The sequence below is a fragment of the Streptomyces sp. NPDC087428 genome (assembly GCF_044744085.1).
Taxonomy (GTDB): Bacteria; Actinomycetota; Actinomycetes; order Streptomycetales; family Streptomycetaceae; genus Streptomyces.
This window is the reverse complement of sequence record NZ_JBIUXR010000002.1, coordinates 216260-232249: the sequence shown is the minus strand read 5'-3', so window position 1 is coordinate 232249 and position 15990 is coordinate 216260. Positions and strand designations below refer to the sequence as shown.

At 71.3% G+C, this 15990-nt stretch carries 10 protein-coding genes; 5 read left to right on the top strand and 5 right to left on the bottom strand.

Going from position 1 to position 15990, the window contains the following annotated elements:
* Positions 1-9: 9 nt before the first annotated feature.
* Complete coding sequence (locus ACIO3R_RS04800; RefSeq protein WP_402103347.1) at positions 10-2301, bottom strand: FdhF/YdeP family oxidoreductase; 2292 nt, start codon at positions 2299-2301, stop codon at positions 10-12.
* Between the two features lie 157 nt (positions 2302-2458).
* On the opposite strand from ACIO3R_RS04800, the gene polA reads away from it, so the two are divergent.
* Complete coding sequence (gene polA, locus ACIO3R_RS04795) at positions 2459-5170, top strand: DNA polymerase I (RefSeq protein ID WP_385352861.1); 2712 nt, start codon at positions 2459-2461, stop codon at positions 5168-5170.
* A 30-nt stretch (positions 5171-5200) separates the two neighbouring features.
* On the opposite strand, the gene ACIO3R_RS04790 is transcribed toward polA, so the two are convergent.
* Positions 5201-6073 carry a DUF4184 family protein gene (locus tag ACIO3R_RS04790; protein ID WP_402103344.1) on the bottom strand — a complete coding sequence of 291 codons (873 nt, stop codon included), beginning with the start codon at positions 6071-6073 and terminating at the stop codon, positions 5201-5203.
* A 185-nt stretch (positions 6074-6258) separates the two neighbouring features.
* Here ACIO3R_RS04790 and ACIO3R_RS04785 point away from each other — a divergent pair, with 185 nt between their 5' ends.
* The 3 genes from ACIO3R_RS04785 to ACIO3R_RS04775 all read left to right on the top strand — a co-directional run bounded on the left by ACIO3R_RS04785 (position 6259) and on the right by ACIO3R_RS04775 (position 9300).
* Positions 6259-7956 carry a lytic murein transglycosylase gene (locus ACIO3R_RS04785; RefSeq protein WP_385027971.1) on the top strand — a complete coding sequence of 566 codons (1698 nt, stop codon included), beginning with the start codon at positions 6259-6261 and terminating at the stop codon, positions 7954-7956.
* 137 nt (positions 7957-8093) lie between these two features.
* Complete coding sequence (locus ACIO3R_RS04780) at positions 8094-8237, top strand: SPW_0924 family protein (protein WP_385027974.1); 144 nt, start codon at positions 8094-8096, stop codon at positions 8235-8237.
* A gap of 55 nt (positions 8238-8292) precedes the next feature.
* Positions 8293-9300 carry a DUF3068 domain-containing protein gene (locus tag ACIO3R_RS04775; RefSeq protein WP_402103340.1) on the top strand — a complete coding sequence of 336 codons (1008 nt, stop codon included), beginning with the start codon at positions 8293-8295 and terminating at the stop codon, positions 9298-9300.
* Here the strand turns inward: ACIO3R_RS04775 and hrpB are convergent.
* Both hrpB and ACIO3R_RS04765 read right to left on the bottom strand, forming a co-directional pair.
* On the bottom strand, positions 9287-11794 hold the full coding sequence (gene hrpB / locus ACIO3R_RS04770; RefSeq protein WP_402103337.1) for an ATP-dependent helicase HrpB: 2508 nt from the start codon (positions 11792-11794) through the stop codon (positions 9287-9289). The two genes, ACIO3R_RS04775 and hrpB, sit on opposite strands and share 14 nt — an antisense overlap.
* A 92-nt stretch (positions 11795-11886) precedes the next feature.
* Positions 11887-12699 (bottom strand): class I SAM-dependent methyltransferase, encoded by an 813-nt coding sequence (locus ACIO3R_RS04765; protein ID WP_402103334.1) that lies wholly within the window; start codon positions 12697-12699, stop codon positions 11887-11889.
* A 398-nt stretch (positions 12700-13097) separates the two neighbouring features.
* Here ACIO3R_RS04765 and rpsA point away from each other — a divergent pair, with 398 nt between their 5' ends.
* Positions 13098-14621 carry a 30S ribosomal protein S1 gene (gene rpsA, locus ACIO3R_RS04760; RefSeq protein ID WP_363021459.1) on the top strand — a complete coding sequence of 508 codons (1524 nt, stop codon included), beginning with the start codon at positions 13098-13100 and terminating at the stop codon, positions 14619-14621.
* Positions 14622-14727: 106 nt separating this feature from the next.
* Here rpsA and ACIO3R_RS04755 read toward each other — a convergent pair whose 3' ends face one another.
* Complete coding sequence (locus ACIO3R_RS04755) at positions 14728-15690, bottom strand: right-handed parallel beta-helix repeat-containing protein (RefSeq protein WP_385027986.1); 963 nt, start codon at positions 15688-15690, stop codon at positions 14728-14730.
* Positions 15691-15990 lie beyond the last annotated feature (300 nt).

The window sequence follows — 15990 nt, the reverse complement described above, 5'->3', positions numbered from 1 at the left end:
TCGTCGGGATCACGCCGGGCCGGGGTGCCGGCCGGCGTGCTCGAAGCGGATCACCACGGACTTGCTGGCGGGGGTGTTGCTGGTGTCGGCGGTGGAGCCGAGGGGGACCAGGACGTTGGTCTCGGGGTAGTAGGCGGCCGCGCAGCCCCGGGCGGTGGGGTAGTGGACGACGCGGAAGCCGGGGGCACGCCGTTCCGTTCCGTCCTTCCACTCGCTGACGAGGTCGGCGTAGGCACCGTCGGCGAGGCCGAGGGCGGCGGCGTCGTCGGGGTTGACGAGGACGACGCGGCGGCCGCCCTTGATGCCGCGGTAGCGGTCGTCGAGGCCGTAGATGGTGGTGTTGTACTGGTCGTGGGAGCGCAGTGTCTGCAACAGGAGCCGTCCCTCGGGGAGTTCGGGGAACTCGACGGGCGCCGCGGTGAAGTTGGCCCGGCCGGTGGCGGTGGGGAAGCGGCGGGAGTCGCGGGGGCCGTGCGGGAGGGCGAATCCGCCGGGGTGGGCGACGCGTGCGTTGAAGTTCTCGAAGCCGGGGACGACGCGGGAGATGCGGTCGCGGATCGTCGCGTAGTCCTTCTCGAACTCCTCCCAGGGGGTGGCGGAGTCGGGTCCGAGTACGGCGCGGGCGAGGCGGGCGACGATGGCCGGCTCGGAGAGCAGGTGGGGGCTCGCGGGGGTGAGGTTGCCGCGGGAGGCGTGCACCATGCTCATGGAGTCCTCGACGGTGACGAACTGCTTGCCGCCGGCCTGGACGTCCTTGTCGGTGCGGCCCAGCGTGGGCAGGATCAGGGCCCGGGTGCCGGTGACGGCGTGGGAGCGGTTGACCTTGGTGGAGACGTGCACCGTGAGGCGGGCGCCGCGCATGGCGGCCTCGGTGACGTCGGTGTCGGGGGTGGCGGCGACGAAGTTGCCGCCCATGGCGAAGAAGACCTTGGCGTCGCCGTCGCGCAGCGCCTCGATGGAGCGGACCACGTCGTAGCCGTGGTGGCGCGGCGAGGTGATGCCGAATTCCTTGTCGAGGGCGTCGAGGAACGCGGGCGCGGGCCGCTCGAAGATGCCCATGGTGCGGTCGCCCTGGACGTTGGAGTGACCGCGTACGGGGCAGACACCGGCGCCGGTCCGGCCGATGTTGCCGCGCAGCAGGAGGAAGTTGACGACTTCGCGGATGGTCGGCACGGAGTGCTTGTGCTGGGTGAGGCCCATGGCCCAGCACACGATGGTGCGCTTCGAGGCGAGGACCATCGCGAGGGCCTCCTCGATGGCGGAGCGGTCGAGGCCGGTGGCGGCGAGGGTCTCCTCCCAGTCGGCTTCGGCGGCCGCCGCGGCGAACGCCTCGTAGCCGTGGGTGTGTGCGGCGACGAAGGTCTCGTCGACGGCGCCCTCGGTCTCCAGGATCAGCTTGTTGAGGAGCCGGAAGAGGGCCTGGTCGCCGCCGATGCGGATCTGGAGGAAGAGGTCGTTGAGGGCCGCGCCCTTGATCATGCCGAGCGGGGTCTGCGGGTTCTTGAACCGTTCGAGTCCGGCCTCGGGCAGCGGGTTCACCGAAATGATCTTCGCGCCGCCGGACTTGGCCTTCTCCAGGGCGGAGAGCATCCGGGGGTGGTTGGTGCCGGGGTTCTGCCCCGCGACGATGATCAGGTCGGCGTGGTGCAGGTCCTCCAGGGAGACGGAGCCCTTGCCGACGCCGATGGTCTCCGTCAGCGCCGAGCCGGAGGACTCGTGGCACATGTTGGAGCAGTCGGGCAGGTTGTTGGTGCCGAATTCGCGGGCGAACAGCTGGAGCAGGAACGCGGCCTCGTTGCTGGTGCGCCCGGAGGTGTAGAAGAGGGCCTCGTCGGGGGAGGCGAGCGCGCCGAGCTCCTCGGCGATGATCGCGAAGGCGCGCTCCCAGGTCACGGCCTGGTACCGGTCGGCCCCCTCGGGCAGATACACGGGCTGCGTGATGCGTCCCTGCTGGCCGAGCCAGTAGCCGCTGCGGGTGGCCAGATCGGCGACCGGGTGGGCGGCGAAGAAGTCCGGGGTGACGCGGCGCAGCGTCGCCTCCTCGGCGACGGCCTTGGCACCGTTCTCGCAGAATTCGGCCGTGTGCCGCTTGTCGCCCTCCGGCCAGGCGCAGCCGGGGCAGTCGAAGCCGTTCTTCTGGTTGACCTTGAGGAGGGTCTGCGCGGTGCGGCGCACCCCCATCTGCTGCTGGGCCATGCGCAGGCTGTGGGCGACGGCGGGCAGCCCGGCGGCGGCGTGCTGGGCCGGTTCGACCTGCGGTGCGTCCTGGACCGGGTCACCTGCGGGCGGCTTCGTGGCCATCGTGTTCCCCTTTGAGCCGGCTGCGGACCGGGCGGGGTCCGCTGTGCGTGTTTCCTGGTCCTCCGATCCTGGCACGCGGCGCCGCGCGGCGGCCCGGCGAGCGGCCGCGGGCCGCCGCCGGTCCGGATTGTCAGTGGTACGTGGCAGGATCGGGGGCGTGGCTGAGACGGCATCGAAGAAGACGGCAGACAACCGACCGCGCCTGCTCCTGATGGACGGGCACTCCCTGGCGTACCGGGCGTTCTTTGCGCTGCCTGCGGAGAATTTCACGACCGGGGCGGGGCAGCCGACGAACGCCGTGTACGGCTTCGCGTCGATGCTGGCGAACACGTTGCGTGACGAGGCGCCGACGCATTTCGCGGTGGCGTTCGACGTGTCCCGCAAGACCTGGCGCTCGGAGGAGTTCCCCGAGTACAAGGCGAACCGGTCGAAGACCCCGGACGAGTTCAAGGGGCAGGTCGAGCTGATCGGGGAGCTGCTCGACGCGATGCACGCCGACCGGTTCGCGGTCGACGGTTTCGAGGCGGACGATGTGATCGCCACGCTGGCCACCCAGGCGGAGGCGGCAGGTTTTGAAGTGCTGATCGTCACCGGCGACCGGGACTCGTTCCAGCTGATCACGGACAACGTCACGGTGCTGTACCCGACCAAGGGCGTCTCGGAGCTGACGCGCTTCACCCCGGCGAAGGTCGAGGAGAAGTACGGGCTCACCCCGCGGCAGTACCCGGACTTCGCGGCGCTGCGCGGTGACCCGTCGGACAATCTTCCGGGCATTCCCGGCGTCGGCGAGAAGACGGCCGCGAAGTGGATCAACCAGTTCGGTTCGTTCGACGACCTGGTGGCGCGGGCCGAGGAGGTCAAGGGCAAGGCCGGGCAGAATTTCCGCGACCACCTGGACGCGGTGCGGCTGAACCGGCGGCTGACCGAGATGGTCCGTGACGTGGCGCTGCCGAAGACCCCGGCCGACCTGGAGCGTGCTCCTTACGACCGCACGGCGGTCACCGGTGTCCTGGATGTGCTGGAGATCCGCAACCCGAGCCTGCGCGAGCGGCTGCTGGCCGTGGACCCGGGCGCCGTCGAGGACGAGGCCCCGGCCCCCGCCGCGGGCATCGAGCTGGACGGTTCGGTGCTGGGCGCGGGCGAGGTCGCCCCGTGGCTGGCCGAGCACGGCGGGCAGCCGCTCGGCGTCGCCACGGTCGACACCTGGGCGCTCGGCAGCGGCACGGTCACCGAGATCGCGCTCGCCGCGGCCGGCGGGGCCGCCGCCTGGTTCGACCCCTCGCAGCTCGACGAGGCCGACGAGCAGGCGTTCGCCGCCTGGATCGCGGATGCCGCCCGGCCGAAGGTCATGCACAACGCGAAGAGCGCCATGCGGGTCTTCCCGGAGCACGGCTGGCGGATCGACGGCGTCTCGATGGACACCGCGCTCGCCGCGTACCTGGTCAAGCCCGGCCGGCGTTCCTTCGCGCTGGACGCGCTGGCCGTGGAGTACCTGGGGCGGGAGCTGGCCCCGGCCGCCTCCTCCGACGGGCAGCTGGCCTTCGGCGCGGACGACCAGGCGGAGGCCGACGCCCTGATGACGCAGGCCCGCGCGGTCCTGGATCTCGGGGAAGCGTTCACGACCCGGCTCAAGGAGGTCGGCGCCGCCGACCTGCTCCACGACATGGAGCTGCCGACGTCCATCCTGCTGGCCCGCCTGGAGCGGCACGGCATCGCGGCCGACCGGTCCCATCTGGAGGGCATGGAGGAGCAGTTCGCGGGTGCCGTGCAGCAGGCGGTGAAGGAGGCGCACGCCGCGGTGGGCCGGGAGTTCAACCTCGGTTCGCCCAAGCAGCTCCAGGAAGTGCTCTTCGGTGAGCTGGGCCTGCCGAAGACGAAGAAGACGAAGACCGGTTTCACCACGGACGCCGACGCCCTGGCGTGGCTGGCCGCACAGACCGAGCACGAGCTGCCGGTCATCATGCTGCGCCACCGCGAGCAGGCGAAGCTCCGGGTGACGGTCGAGGGCCTGGTCAAGACGATCGCGGCGGACGGCCGCATCCACACCACGTTCAACCAGACGGTGGCGGCGACGGGCCGGCTCTCCTCGACCGACCCCAACCTCCAGAACATCCCCGTCCGCACGGACGAGGGCCGGGCGATCCGTCGCGGGTTCGTCGTCGGCGAGGGCTTCGAGTCGCTGATGACGGCGGACTACAGCCAGATCGAACTGCGGGTGATGGCCCACCTCTCCGAGGACGCGGGCCTGATCGAGGCGTTCACCTCCGGCGAGGACCTGCACACCACGGTCGCCTCGCAGGTGTTCGGCGTCGAGAAGTCCGCGGTCGACCCGGAGATGCGACGCAAGATCAAGGCCATGAGCTACGGGCTGGCATACGGTCTCTCCGCGTTCGGCCTCTCCCAGCAGCTGAACATCGAGGCGGGCGAGGCCCGCGGTCTGATGGACACCTACTTCGAGCGGTTCGGCGGGGTCCGTGACTATCTGCACCGGGTGGTGGAGGAGGCCCGTGCCACCGGCTACACGGAGACGGTCTTCGGCCGCCGCCGCTACCTGCCGGACCTCAACAGCGACAACCGCCAGCGCCGGGAGACGGCCGAGCGGATGGCGCTCAACGCACCGATCCAGGGCACGGCGGCGGACATCGTCAAGGTCGCGATGCTCCACGTCGACCGGGCACTCACGAAGGCGAAGCTGGAGTCGCGGATGCTGCTCCAGGTGCACGACGAAATCGTGCTGGAGATCGCCGCGGGGGAGCGTGAGCAGGTGGAGCGCATCCTGCGCCACGAGATGTCGACGGCGGTGCGACTGCGCGCACCGCTGGACGTGTCGGTGGGCGTGGGCAGGGACTGGGAGTCCGCCGCGCACTGATGGCAGGCAGGCTTCGTGGGAGTAGTGCCCTCAGCCGCCGGACGGGCCCGCGTTCCGGGCGCTTCCGGCGGCTGAGGGCGACGGCGTGCCGCTGCCGCCGCGGCCCGGTAGCCGCATCCACACCCCGTACAGCACCAGCCCCACCGCCAGTCCGGCGCCCGCGCCGAAGCAGGCGGTGGGGATGAGGTCGAGCGGTGTGTCGACGTGCCCGAAGTACGCGTACCAGCGAACGCACCGGTGAACGACGCCCAGCAGCACGCACAGGCCGATGCCGCCGACCGCGTACCACCGCGCCCGGCGGCCGAGCACCGGTACGGACGCCGGGGCCGGCTGTTCACCGGTGCGCCGCAGCGCGGACACGGTGAACCGGGCGAGCACGGTCAGCGCCAGGGCCGAAGTGCCGTACTGCACCAGCTGGAACACCGGGTATCCGCCCAGGTCCCGGCCGAGCACCGGCACCAGCCGTACCCCCCACCGGCCGTGGTGGGTGAACGCGTCCCAGACGACATGGGTACCGGCCCCGATGACCGCCGACGCCACGAACCAGGCGGCGTCCCGGACATCCCGCGGCCCCCGCCCCGGCGCCCGGCGGGCTCCCCGCACCAGTGCGTACACCCGCCCCTGACGGTTCCGCGGCAGCAGCGCCACCAGCGGTTCGCGCAGCAGCAGCCACAGTGCGACGGTCGCCGCCGTGATGAGGACATCCACCGTGAACACGCCCCACACCGCATGGGTGACCTGCCCGAACTCCATGGCGCCGGGAAGGGCGGTGTCCGCGTAGTACGTGATGTCGGGGGCGAACGAACCGGCGACGAGGGCCGAGGCGACCAGCGGTCCGCGCCCCGTTCCGTCGCGCTGGAGCCCCGGCAGGACGGCTGCGGCATGGCTGAGGGTGAACGGCATGGTGAAAGTATGTGTGAGCTGCCGTCACCGAAGCGCCGCCCGCTGTACACCCGGTGATCCGGAACGTGAGAAACCGGTGAGAAGCGGTAAGGCCGCTGTGTTCGGGCGGTGCAAGTTGCCGTAGGGTCGCCTGAGTCCAGGCGCAGGGGAGCGCGGACAGCCGACGACGGGGAGGGCCACACGTTATGGCAGCGCAATTCGGTCGCCGACTGCGCAGAGGGGCGACCACCACTGCTGTGGCCGCCGCCGCTGTCGCGGCACTTTCCGCCTCGCAGGCCCCCGGTTCGCCCCTGGTCGCGGCCGAGGGCGACCAGCCGGCCGCGGGCGCGACGTCCTCGGACGACAGTGCGGCCTCCGGCAACTCGCCCTACTTCACGGACCTGCCGCCGCTGAACACGCCCAACAAGCCCGGTACCTCCGTCGATCTGCCGGTGACGGGCAGTGCGGAATCGGGCATACCGGCGTCGATCCTGGCGGCGTACAAGAAGACGCAGCAGACCGTGGCGGGCACGGACGCCGCCTGCCGGCTGCCGTGGCAGCTCCTTGCCGCGATCGGCAAGGTCGAGTCCGGCCAGGCCCGCGGCGGCCGCGTCGACGCGCAGGGCACCACGCTCTCCCCGATCCTCGGCCCGGCCCTCAACGGCCAGGGCTTCGCCCTGATCAAGGACACCGACAACGGTGCCTACGACGGGGACTCGACGCACGACCGCGCGGTCGGCCCGATGCAGTTCATCCCGTCCACCTGGGAGACCTGGGGCCAGGACGGCAACGGCGACGGGCGCAAGGACCCCAACAACATCTACGACGCGGCGCTCGCCGCCGGACGCTACCTCTGCGCCGGCTCCCGCGACCTGTCGCTCGCCGCGGACCTGGACCGGGCGGTCCTGAGCTACAACCACTCGGACGAGTACCTGCGTACCGTCCGCTCCTGGTTCGAGTACTACAAGCGCGGCACCCACGAGGTCCCGGACGGCAGCGGCGTCCTCCCGGCCGACCTCGGCAGCGGTACGGACCAGGGCAGCACCGGCTCCACCACGTCACCTTCACCGTCCCCCTCGACCTCGCCGTCGCCCTCGCCCTCCCCGCACGGTTCGCCGGCCCCGAAGCCCCCGTCGAAGCCGAGCCCCACCCCGACGGACCCGGGCGGTCCGGCCGGCAAGCCGTCGTACCCGCCGCCGACCCCCGACCCCACCCCGTCCCAGACCCTCGCCGGGCTGCGGAACGCGGGCAGCGGCACCCTGACCGCCACCGCGGGCGACGTCTTCGCCGAGCGGCTCAAGGTACGGGCGCACAACGGATTCGGCGGCCCGTTCGCCAAGGCGTCGGTGACCTTCACCATCGTCGGTGACACGGACGCCGCGTTCGACCACGGCTTCCGCAGCGTCACCCTGGACACCGGGGCCGACGGCACGGCCACCGCGCCGTTGCTGAAGGCGGGCGAGAAGACGGGCAAGTTCACCGTGCGCGCGACGGCCGGCGGCACCTCGCTGCCCGCCGTCACCTACTCCGCGACGGTCACCGCCCGGCAGGCCGACGCGATCGCCAGGACCGGCACCACGAAGCTGACCGCCGAGGCCGGCGCCACCTTCGCCGACGTCGAGGTCAAGGCCACGTACAAGGACGCGGCCGCCCACGGCGTCGCCGTCACCGCCACCATGATCACCGACGACGAGAAGCCGGCCGAGAACGACAAGGGCCCCTACTTCGAGGACAAGGACGGCAAGCCGGTCCGCACCCTCACGGACCTGAGCACCGACGCCGACGGCAAGCTCGTCCTCCCGGAGATCCACGCCGACGACACGGCGGGCACCTACAAGCTGCGCCTCACCACCGAGGGCGGCGCCACCGTCGTCATCGAGCTCACGGTCGAGGCCGCTGCCTGACCGAACAGCGCACCGGAACAGCCCCTTTGCCGACACCCGGCCAAGGGGCTGTTCTACGTGTTCTCATCTCGCGCCCCGGTTGCTACGGTGCCCCAGCCCTGACGACCCATCAGTTACACGCTCCCGGGAGGCCGAGCATGCGTGCCCTCGTCGCCGCCGCCATCGGACTGGCCGCCGCCCTCGCCCTCGTACTCACCATCAGCGCGGTGGGCGCACCCCCCGGCGAGACCTCGCCCAAACCCCTGCTGACCACCGTCCCGGGCCCCAAGAACCAGCCTTAGCCGTCCGCACCGCACCATGCCGTCCGCACCACGGAATGCAGAGGGAGGACACCCCATGCGCCGCCGAGCCAGCCTCGTACTCCTGGCCTTCGCCGTCTTCTTCGCCGCGCTCTCGCCACTGCTGCGCTGGTACGCCTTCCCGCGGCTGGCGAAGATCCCACCGAACCAGTACCAGGAGACGGTGCTGGAGGCGAAGCCCGCGACCCTGCTCGACTACAGCACCCTCACGGCCAAGAAGGTCGACAAACTCACCATCGTGCAGACCCTCAAGGGCAACGTGGAGGAGTCCGAGAAGATCGAACGCAGCGCCGGCCGCGACGTCGTCGTCTGGGACACCCTCTCCTACGTCCAGGGCCCGGACGGCAAGATGGTCTCCAAGATCCCCGAGCGCTACATCTTCGACGCGCACAGCCAGGCCCCGGTCCACGCCACCGGTGAAATGGTCGACGGCGACCAGGTCAGCCGCAAGGGCATCGAGTTCAAGTGGCCCTTCCTCACCGAGAAGCGCGACTACGAGTACTTCGACGCGCAGACCCGCACCAGCTCGCCCATCCACTACAAGGGCACCCAGACCTTCCGCGGTCTCGAGGTCTACTACTTCGAGCAGACCGTCCCGTGGACCAAGGTCCCCATGCCGAAGACGATGCCCATCAAGGAGATCACCCCGGAGCAGATCGCCAAGACCGGCATGACCCGCTGGTACACCACCAAGCGGATGTTCTGGGTCGACCCCGTCACCGGGGCGCCGGTCAACGGCGAGGAGATCCACCGGGAGGAGATGCGGAACGCGAAGGCGATGGGAATGCCCAAGGACACCGTCACGGTGTTCGCCGGGCACGTGAAGATGCGCGAGGACTACATCGCCTCGATCATCGACCAGGTCAAGTCCCAGCGCGTGCTGGTGCTGCTGCTGACCTCGTACCTGCCCTGGGGCTTCCTCTTCCTCGGCGCCGCGCTCCTGGCCCTCTCGCTCTGGCTGGAGGCCCGCTCCCGGCGGCCGGGCACACCGAGGCCGCACCCCGCGCCGGAACCCGTCCCCGACCCGGAACCTACTCCCGCTTGAGCCGGGCCTTCGTGAACCGGGTCGCCTCCACCGTCGTCGGGTCCTCGGGCCACGGGTGCTTCGGATAGCGGCCGCGCAGCTCCGCGCGCACCGCCTTGTAGCCCTCCCGCCAGAACGACGCGAGATCGGCTGTCACCGCCGCCGGGCGGCCGGCCGGGGAGAGCAGATGCACCAGGACCGGAACCCCGGCCACCCGCGGGGTCTCCTGGAGACCGAACAGCTCCTGGAGCTTCACCGCGAGCACCGGCTGCGCCCCGCCGTACTCCACCCTGATCCGGGAACCGCTCGGCACCTCGATCCGTTCCGGGGCCAGCTCGTCCAGCCGGGCCCCCTCACCGGTCGCCCACGGCAGGAGCCGGCGCAGCGCCTGTCCGGCGTCGATCCCGGCGAGCGCGGAGCGGCGCCGGGCCCGCGACAGCTCGGGCTCCAGCCACTCCCCGGTACGGCTCAGCAGCGCCTCGTCCGACACGTCCGGCCAGGGCTCGCCCAGCTCCCGGTGCAGGAACGCCAGCCGCTCCCGGAGCTGTCCGGTGTCCCGGGTCCAGCGCAGCAGGCCGAGCCCCTCCCGCCGCAGGCCCTCCACCAGGGCCTCGCGGACCAGGGCGGGGTCCGGCTGCTTCAGCGGGCGCGCCGACAGCTCGATGGCGCCGAGGCGCTCCACCCGGCGGGCCACCACGTCGTTGCCGTCCCAGCGGACCTCCTCGCCCGCGAACCGCAGATGCCCGGCGGCCAGCCGCGCCGTGTCCTCGTCGATCACCGCGGCGAGCCGGACCCGCGCGGACGCCGACTGGGCCGGACGGTCCGCGACCGCGACCGCCAGCCACGCCGCACTGCGCAGCCGTGAGCCGTCCCGCAGCTCCGCCCCCGTGCCGGACGCCATCAGGAACGCGCCCTCGGCCCTGGCCCGCGCCACCCGCTCCGGGAAGGCCAGGGCCGCCACCAGACCGACGGCCGCATCGTCCGGGCCCGCTCCGCCACCGCCGCCCGCCGCGCCCTTGGACGAGGAGGACAGCCGCCGCACCTCCTGGCGCCAGCGGGCCGCGTAGGAGTCCTTGCCCTGGCGCGCGGTGCGCAGCGCGGCCGCCAGGTCGTCCCCGTACTCCCTGGGCGGTTCCTCGCTCAGCAGCGCCACCACCTCCGCGGCCCGGCGCCCGCCGACCGAGGCCGCCCCGTCCAGCAGCGCCCTGGCCAGCCGGGGATGCAGCCCCAGCCGCGACATCCGTACGCCCCGCTCGGTCACCCGCCCGTCCGGGCCCACCGCGCCGACGGCCGTCAGCACCTCGTGGGCGGCGGCCATCGCACCGGCCGGGGGAGCGTCGAGCAGCGCGAGCCCGGTGGCCTCCGGATCGCCCCAGCAGGCCGCCTGGAGAGCGAACGCGGCCAGGTCGGCCACCTTGATCTCCGGGGAGGGGAACCGTGCGAGCCGCCCGTCCTCCGCCTGCTCCCAGCAGCGGTAGACCGCCCCGGGCGCCTCGCGGCCGGCCCGGCCCGCCCGCTGGCGGCCCGACGCCTGCGAGGCCCGTACCGTCGTCAGCGCGCTCAGGCCGCGGGCGTGATCGGTGCGCGGCTCCCTGGCCAGCCCGGAGTCGACGACGGTCCGCACCCCCGGCACGGTCAGCGACGACTCCGCCACCGAGGTCGCCAGCACCACCCGCCGCCCCTCCGGCGAACCGGCCAGCACCGCGTCCTGCACCGCCGCGGGGGCCCGCCCGTGCACCTGGAGGACCTCGGCGGCGATACCGGACAACTGCCCCGCCACCCGGGCGATCTCGCCGACCCCGGGCAGGAAGCACAGCACGTCGCCGTCCCGCTCGGCCAGCGCCCGCCGCACCACGGAGGCCACATGGGTCAGCAGCGCGGGATCGACCCGCATCCCGTGCGGCGGCTTCACCGGCCTGACCGGCGGCGCCCACACGACCTCCACCGGGTACGAGACGCCCTGCGCCTCGACCACCGGTGCGTCGCCGAGCAGCCGCGCCCAGCCCTGCGCGTCCGTCGTCGCCGACGCGGCGACCAGCCGCAGATCGGGCCGGATCGCCGCCCGTACGTCGAGGAGGAACGCGGCCACCGTGTCCGCGTCCAGATGGCGCTCGTGGCACTCGTCGATGATCACCGCGTCGATCCCGGACAGCTCCTGGTCGCGCTGGAGCCGCTGGAGCAGCACCCCGGTGGTGACCACCTCCACCACGGTGTCCGGTCCCACCACCCGCTCCCCGCGCACGGTGAACCCGACCCGCTCGCCGGCCCGCTCCCCGAGCAGCCAGGCCATCCGGCGCGCCGCCGCGCGGGCCGCGATCCGCCGGGGCTCCGCGACCACCACCCGGCGGAGCGGTCCGTCACCGGTCAGCCCGGCCAGGACCAGGGGGACGAGGGTGGTCTTGCCGGTGCCGGGGGGTGCGCACAGCACGGCGACGCCGCGGTCGTCGAGGGCCCGCCGCAGTGCGGGCACGGCGGTGCGGACGGGCAGTCGGTCCAGGGCGTCGGTGCGGATCACGCCCCCAGTCTCGTACGGCCCGCCGCCGCGTCCGGCACCGGTCGGTGCCTCAGGGCCTGTATGGGGTTGTTCCGCGTGACCCCATGCAGGCCCTAGTCCCGTACGCAGACGAAGATCGCGGTTCCCGGGATCAGCCTGCCGCGCAGCGGCGACCAGCCGCCCCACTCCTGGGTGTTCCAGGCGGGCCACTCCGGCTCCACCAGGTCGACCAGCCGGAATCCGCCCGCCACCACGTCCCGAACCCGGTCACCCAGAGTGCGGTGGTGCTCGACGTACACCGCGTCGCCGTTCTCGTTCTGCTCGACGTAGGGGGTGCGGTCGAAGTAGGAGGCGGCGACGGACAGGCCCTCCGGGCCCGGTTCGTCCGGGAACGCCCAGCGGACCGGGTGCGTGACGGAGAAGATCCAGCGGCCGCCGGGGCGCAGCACCCGGTGCACCTCGCGGAACACCTGGACCGGGTCCGCGACGAACGGCACCGCGCCGTAGGCGGAGCAGGCCAGGTCGAAGCTGCCGTCGCGGAAGGGCAGCACCCCGGCGTCGGCCTGGACCAGGGGGATGCCGTCGCCGATCCGCAGCGCGTGCTGGAGCTGGCGGTGCGAGAGGTCGAGCGCGACCGGGCGGGCGCCCTGGGCGGCCAGCCAGCGCGAGCACTGTGCCGCGCCCGCCCCGATCTCCAGGACGTCCAGACCCTCCAGGTCGTCGAGCGGGCCCAGGAGCCCGGCCTCCATCTCGTCGATGCCCTCCGGACCCCAGACGAACCTGTCGTCGCCGAGGAAGGTCCCGTGCTCGATCTGGTAGTCGTCGGCGTTGCGGTCCCACCAGCCGCGGCTGGCCCGGCTGCTCTCGGCCTCGTCCGCGGTGCGGCGTGTCGCCTCGGGTTCTGCCGGGTGGATCTCTTGGCTCATCGTGCCCGTCGCTGTAGTTTGCCTTCACCCCGTGATACGCGGTACGTACCAAGGGGCATCTGTGAGTACGGAACCTGTGTGTCCGGGACATCGGCGGGGCCGATGTGGCCTCGGTGAACACGAGTTGTGCCGGGTATGGGGCGTTCCGCCCCTGGTGTGCGCCTTCGCGCATTGACCGTGCCCTGCTGCCCCCGTATGCTACAAGTTGCGCTGCGAGCCTGCGCGCCTCAGACCTAGCAGGCCGCGCTCGCATCTGTTGTATGTCCCCTCGGTTCACGAGGCGCCTCCCGTTCGCGGGATCGGGCGCTTCCCAGGCTGTCCGGCTTCTGCAGAGGCGATACGGGCTCACGGCGTAGCAGTAACTTCGACTCACTGTCCGTACCGGAGCCCTTTCCCACATGACGAGCAGCACCGAGACCACCGCCACCACTCCGCAGGTTGCGGTCAACGACATCGGCGATGCGGACGCGTTCCTCGCGGCGATCGACGAGACGATCAAGTACTTCAACGACGGCGACATCGTTGATGGCGTCATCGTCAAGGTTGACCGCGACGAGGTTCTCCTCGACATCGGTTACAAGACCGAAGGTGTCATCCCGAGCCGCGAGCTCTCGATCAAGCACGACGTCGACCCGAACGAGGTCGTCAAGGTCGGCGACGAGATCGAGGCCCTGGTTCTCCAGAAGGAGGACAAGGAAGGCCGCCTGATCCTCTCGAAGAAGCGCGCTCAGTACGAGCGTGCCTGGGGCACCATCGAGAAGATCAAGGAAGAAGACGGCATCGTCACCGGTACCGTCATCGAGGTCGTCAAGGGTGGTCTCATCCTCGACATCGGCCTCCGGGGCTTCCTGCCGGCGTCGCTCGTCGAGATGCGCCGCGTCCGCGACCTCCAGCCGTACGTGGGCAAGGAGCTCGAGGCCAAGATCATCGAGCTGGACAAGAACCGCAACAACGTGGTCCTGTCCCGCCGTGCCTGGCTCGAGCAGACCCAGTCCGAGGTTCGCCAGACGTTCCTCACGACCCTCCAGAAGGGTCAGGTCCGCTCCGGCGTCGTCTCCTCGATCGTCAACTTCGGTGCCTTCGTGGACCTGGGTGGCGTCGACGGTCTCGTGCACGTCTCCGAGCTGTCCTGGAAGCACATCGACCACCCCTCCGAGGTTGTCGAGGTCGGCCAGGAGGTCACCGTCGAGGTTCTCGACGTGGACATGGACCGCGAGCGTGTCTCCCTGTCGCTCAAGGCGACGCAGGAAGACCCGTGGCAGCAGTTCGCCCGGACGCACCAGATCGGGCAGGTTGTTCCCGGTAAGGTCACCAAGCTCGTTCCGTTCGGTGCGTTCGTGCGCGTCGACGAGGGCATCGAGGGCCTGGTCCACATCTCCGAGCTGGCCGAGCGCCACGTGGAGATCCCGGAGCAGGTCGTCCAGGTCAACGACGAGATCTTCGTCAAGGTCATCGACATCGACCTCGAGCGCCGTCGCATCAGCCTCTCGCTGAAGCAGGCCAACGAGTCCTTCGGTGGCGACCCGGCCTCGGTCGAGTTCGACCCGACGCTGTACGGCATGGCCGCGTCGTACGACGACCAGGGCAACTACATCTACCCCGAGGGCTTCGACCCCGAGACCAACGACTGGCTCGAGGGCTTCGAGGCTCAGCGCGAGGTCTGGGAGACCCAGTACGCCGAGGCGCAGACGCGCTTCGAGCAGCACCAGGCCCAGGTCATCAAGTCCCGCGAGGCCGACGAGGCCGCTGCTGCCGAGGGCGCTGCCGCCCCGGCCGGCAGCGCTCCGGCTGCCTCCAGCGGCAGCGGTGGCGGCGGCGGTGGCGGTTCGTACTCCTCGGAGTCCGCGGACAACTCCGGCGCCCTGGCGTCGGACGAGGCCCTGGCTGCCCTGCGCGAGAAGCTGGCGGGCGGCCAGAGCTGACGCTCTGACCCTCCGGCCGGTCATCGGCTGCGGTAGATGAAAGTGAGGCCCGCTCCCTTCGGGGGGCGGGCCTCACTCATGTCCGCGACGGGCGCGCGGAGGCGGCTTACGGGGTGACGGAGATGTTGGTCAGGCCCTTGCCGCCGGTCACCGTGTTGCTGCTGCGGACCGTGGTGGCGCAACTCGCGCTGTAGTTGGTGATGTTGAACGCGAGCTGTTTGTCGCCCGTCGAGCCGGACAGGTCAGAGGTGTTGCCGCGGAAGACGGTCCCGCAGCCCCAGCCGCTCTGCTGGGTGTGCGTCTCGTAGCCGTTGTTGGTCGTACGGGAGCCGTGGTTGCCCTCGACCAGCACGTCGTTGCCCTTCACGTCGACCCAGGAGTCGTCGTAGTTGGCCCCGGTCAGCCCGCTGCCGTCGAAGGTGTTGCCGACGATCCGGGTACCCGTGGTGCCCTCCTTGATGTCGACGTTCTCGCCGCCGACGTCCGGACCGATCGTGTTGTCCAGGATCTGCACCCGGTCGCTGTTGTCGGAGAGATCGCCCGCCGTGCCGACGTAGACGCCCTCGCCCATGCCGCGGCCGTCGTGCCCGGTGTCGTAGATCCGGGAGTTCTTGATGACGCCGTCGCTGCTGGACTTGCGGAAGTGGACGCCCTCCATGTCGAGGTCGTGCACGGTCACCGAGTCGATGACGACACCGTTGGCGCTGTCGGCCATGATGCCCTTCTGGCCGCCGGAGACGGTGATGCCCCGCACGGTCCAGTACGAGGCGCCGTTGAGGTGCAGCCCGTAGCCGCCGCCGGCCGTGAGGACCGCCCCGGCGGAGCCGGTCAGCGTGATGCGCGCGGAGGCGCTGCCGGGGACGGTCGCCTTGAAGTTGCCGGTGTACGTGCCGTCCGCGAGATGGATCGTGTCGCCGGGGCCGGCCGCGGTGAGGGCCGACTTGAGCTGGGCCGCGGTACTCACCTCGATGACGGTCGCGGCCCCGGCGGTGGCGGCCGAGGCGAGGATCAGACCACCGGTGGCCAGGGCGGTGGACAGCAGGGCGGGGAGCAGCGTGCGGGTGCGCATGGGGGTGCCTTCCCGTCGAAGGGTTCAAGGTCCAGGGTTCTCGTACATGAACGTGGGGCGAGTGTCTGAACTTGCTGACCGTGAACGTAGAGAGGGAGTGACGCCGTGTCAAGGTCTGGACCATTGCGGGTGAAGGTGGCGCACGAGGGGGCGGGGGAAACGTGCGGGATGCACGAGCAACTGACGGCGCGTGACACGCCCGTGCCGTGAACTCGGCTTTCACGCCGAGGTGTTCATTGATCTGAACGTCGCTGCCTCGCCGCACTGCACTCGCGGCTACCTGGGTAAACAGCTTGTGAA

Coding starts and splice junctions, on each gene's coding strand:
- ACIO3R_RS04800 (WP_402103347.1), bottom strand. CDS start 2,301: ATGGCCACGAAGCCGCCCGCAGGTGACCCGGTCCAGGACGCACCGCAG.
- ACIO3R_RS04790 (WP_402103344.1), bottom strand. CDS start 6,073: ATGCCGTTCACCCTCAGCCATGCCGCAGCCGTCCTGCCGGGGCTCCAG.
- ACIO3R_RS04785 (WP_385027971.1), top strand. CDS start 6,259: ATGGCAGCGCAATTCGGTCGCCGACTGCGCAGAGGGGCGACCACCACT.
- ACIO3R_RS04780 (WP_385027974.1), top strand. CDS start 8,094: ATGCGTGCCCTCGTCGCCGCCGCCATCGGACTGGCCGCCGCCCTCGCC.
- ACIO3R_RS04775 (WP_402103340.1), top strand. CDS start 8,293: ATGCGCCGCCGAGCCAGCCTCGTACTCCTGGCCTTCGCCGTCTTCTTC.
- ACIO3R_RS04765 (WP_402103334.1), bottom strand. CDS start 12,699: ATGAGCCAAGAGATCCACCCGGCAGAACCCGAGGCGACACGCCGCACC.
- rpsA (WP_363021459.1), top strand. CDS start 13,098: ATGACGAGCAGCACCGAGACCACCGCCACCACTCCGCAGGTTGCGGTC.
- ACIO3R_RS04755 (WP_385027986.1), bottom strand. CDS start 15,690: ATGCGCACCCGCACGCTGCTCCCCGCCCTGCTGTCCACCGCCCTGGCC.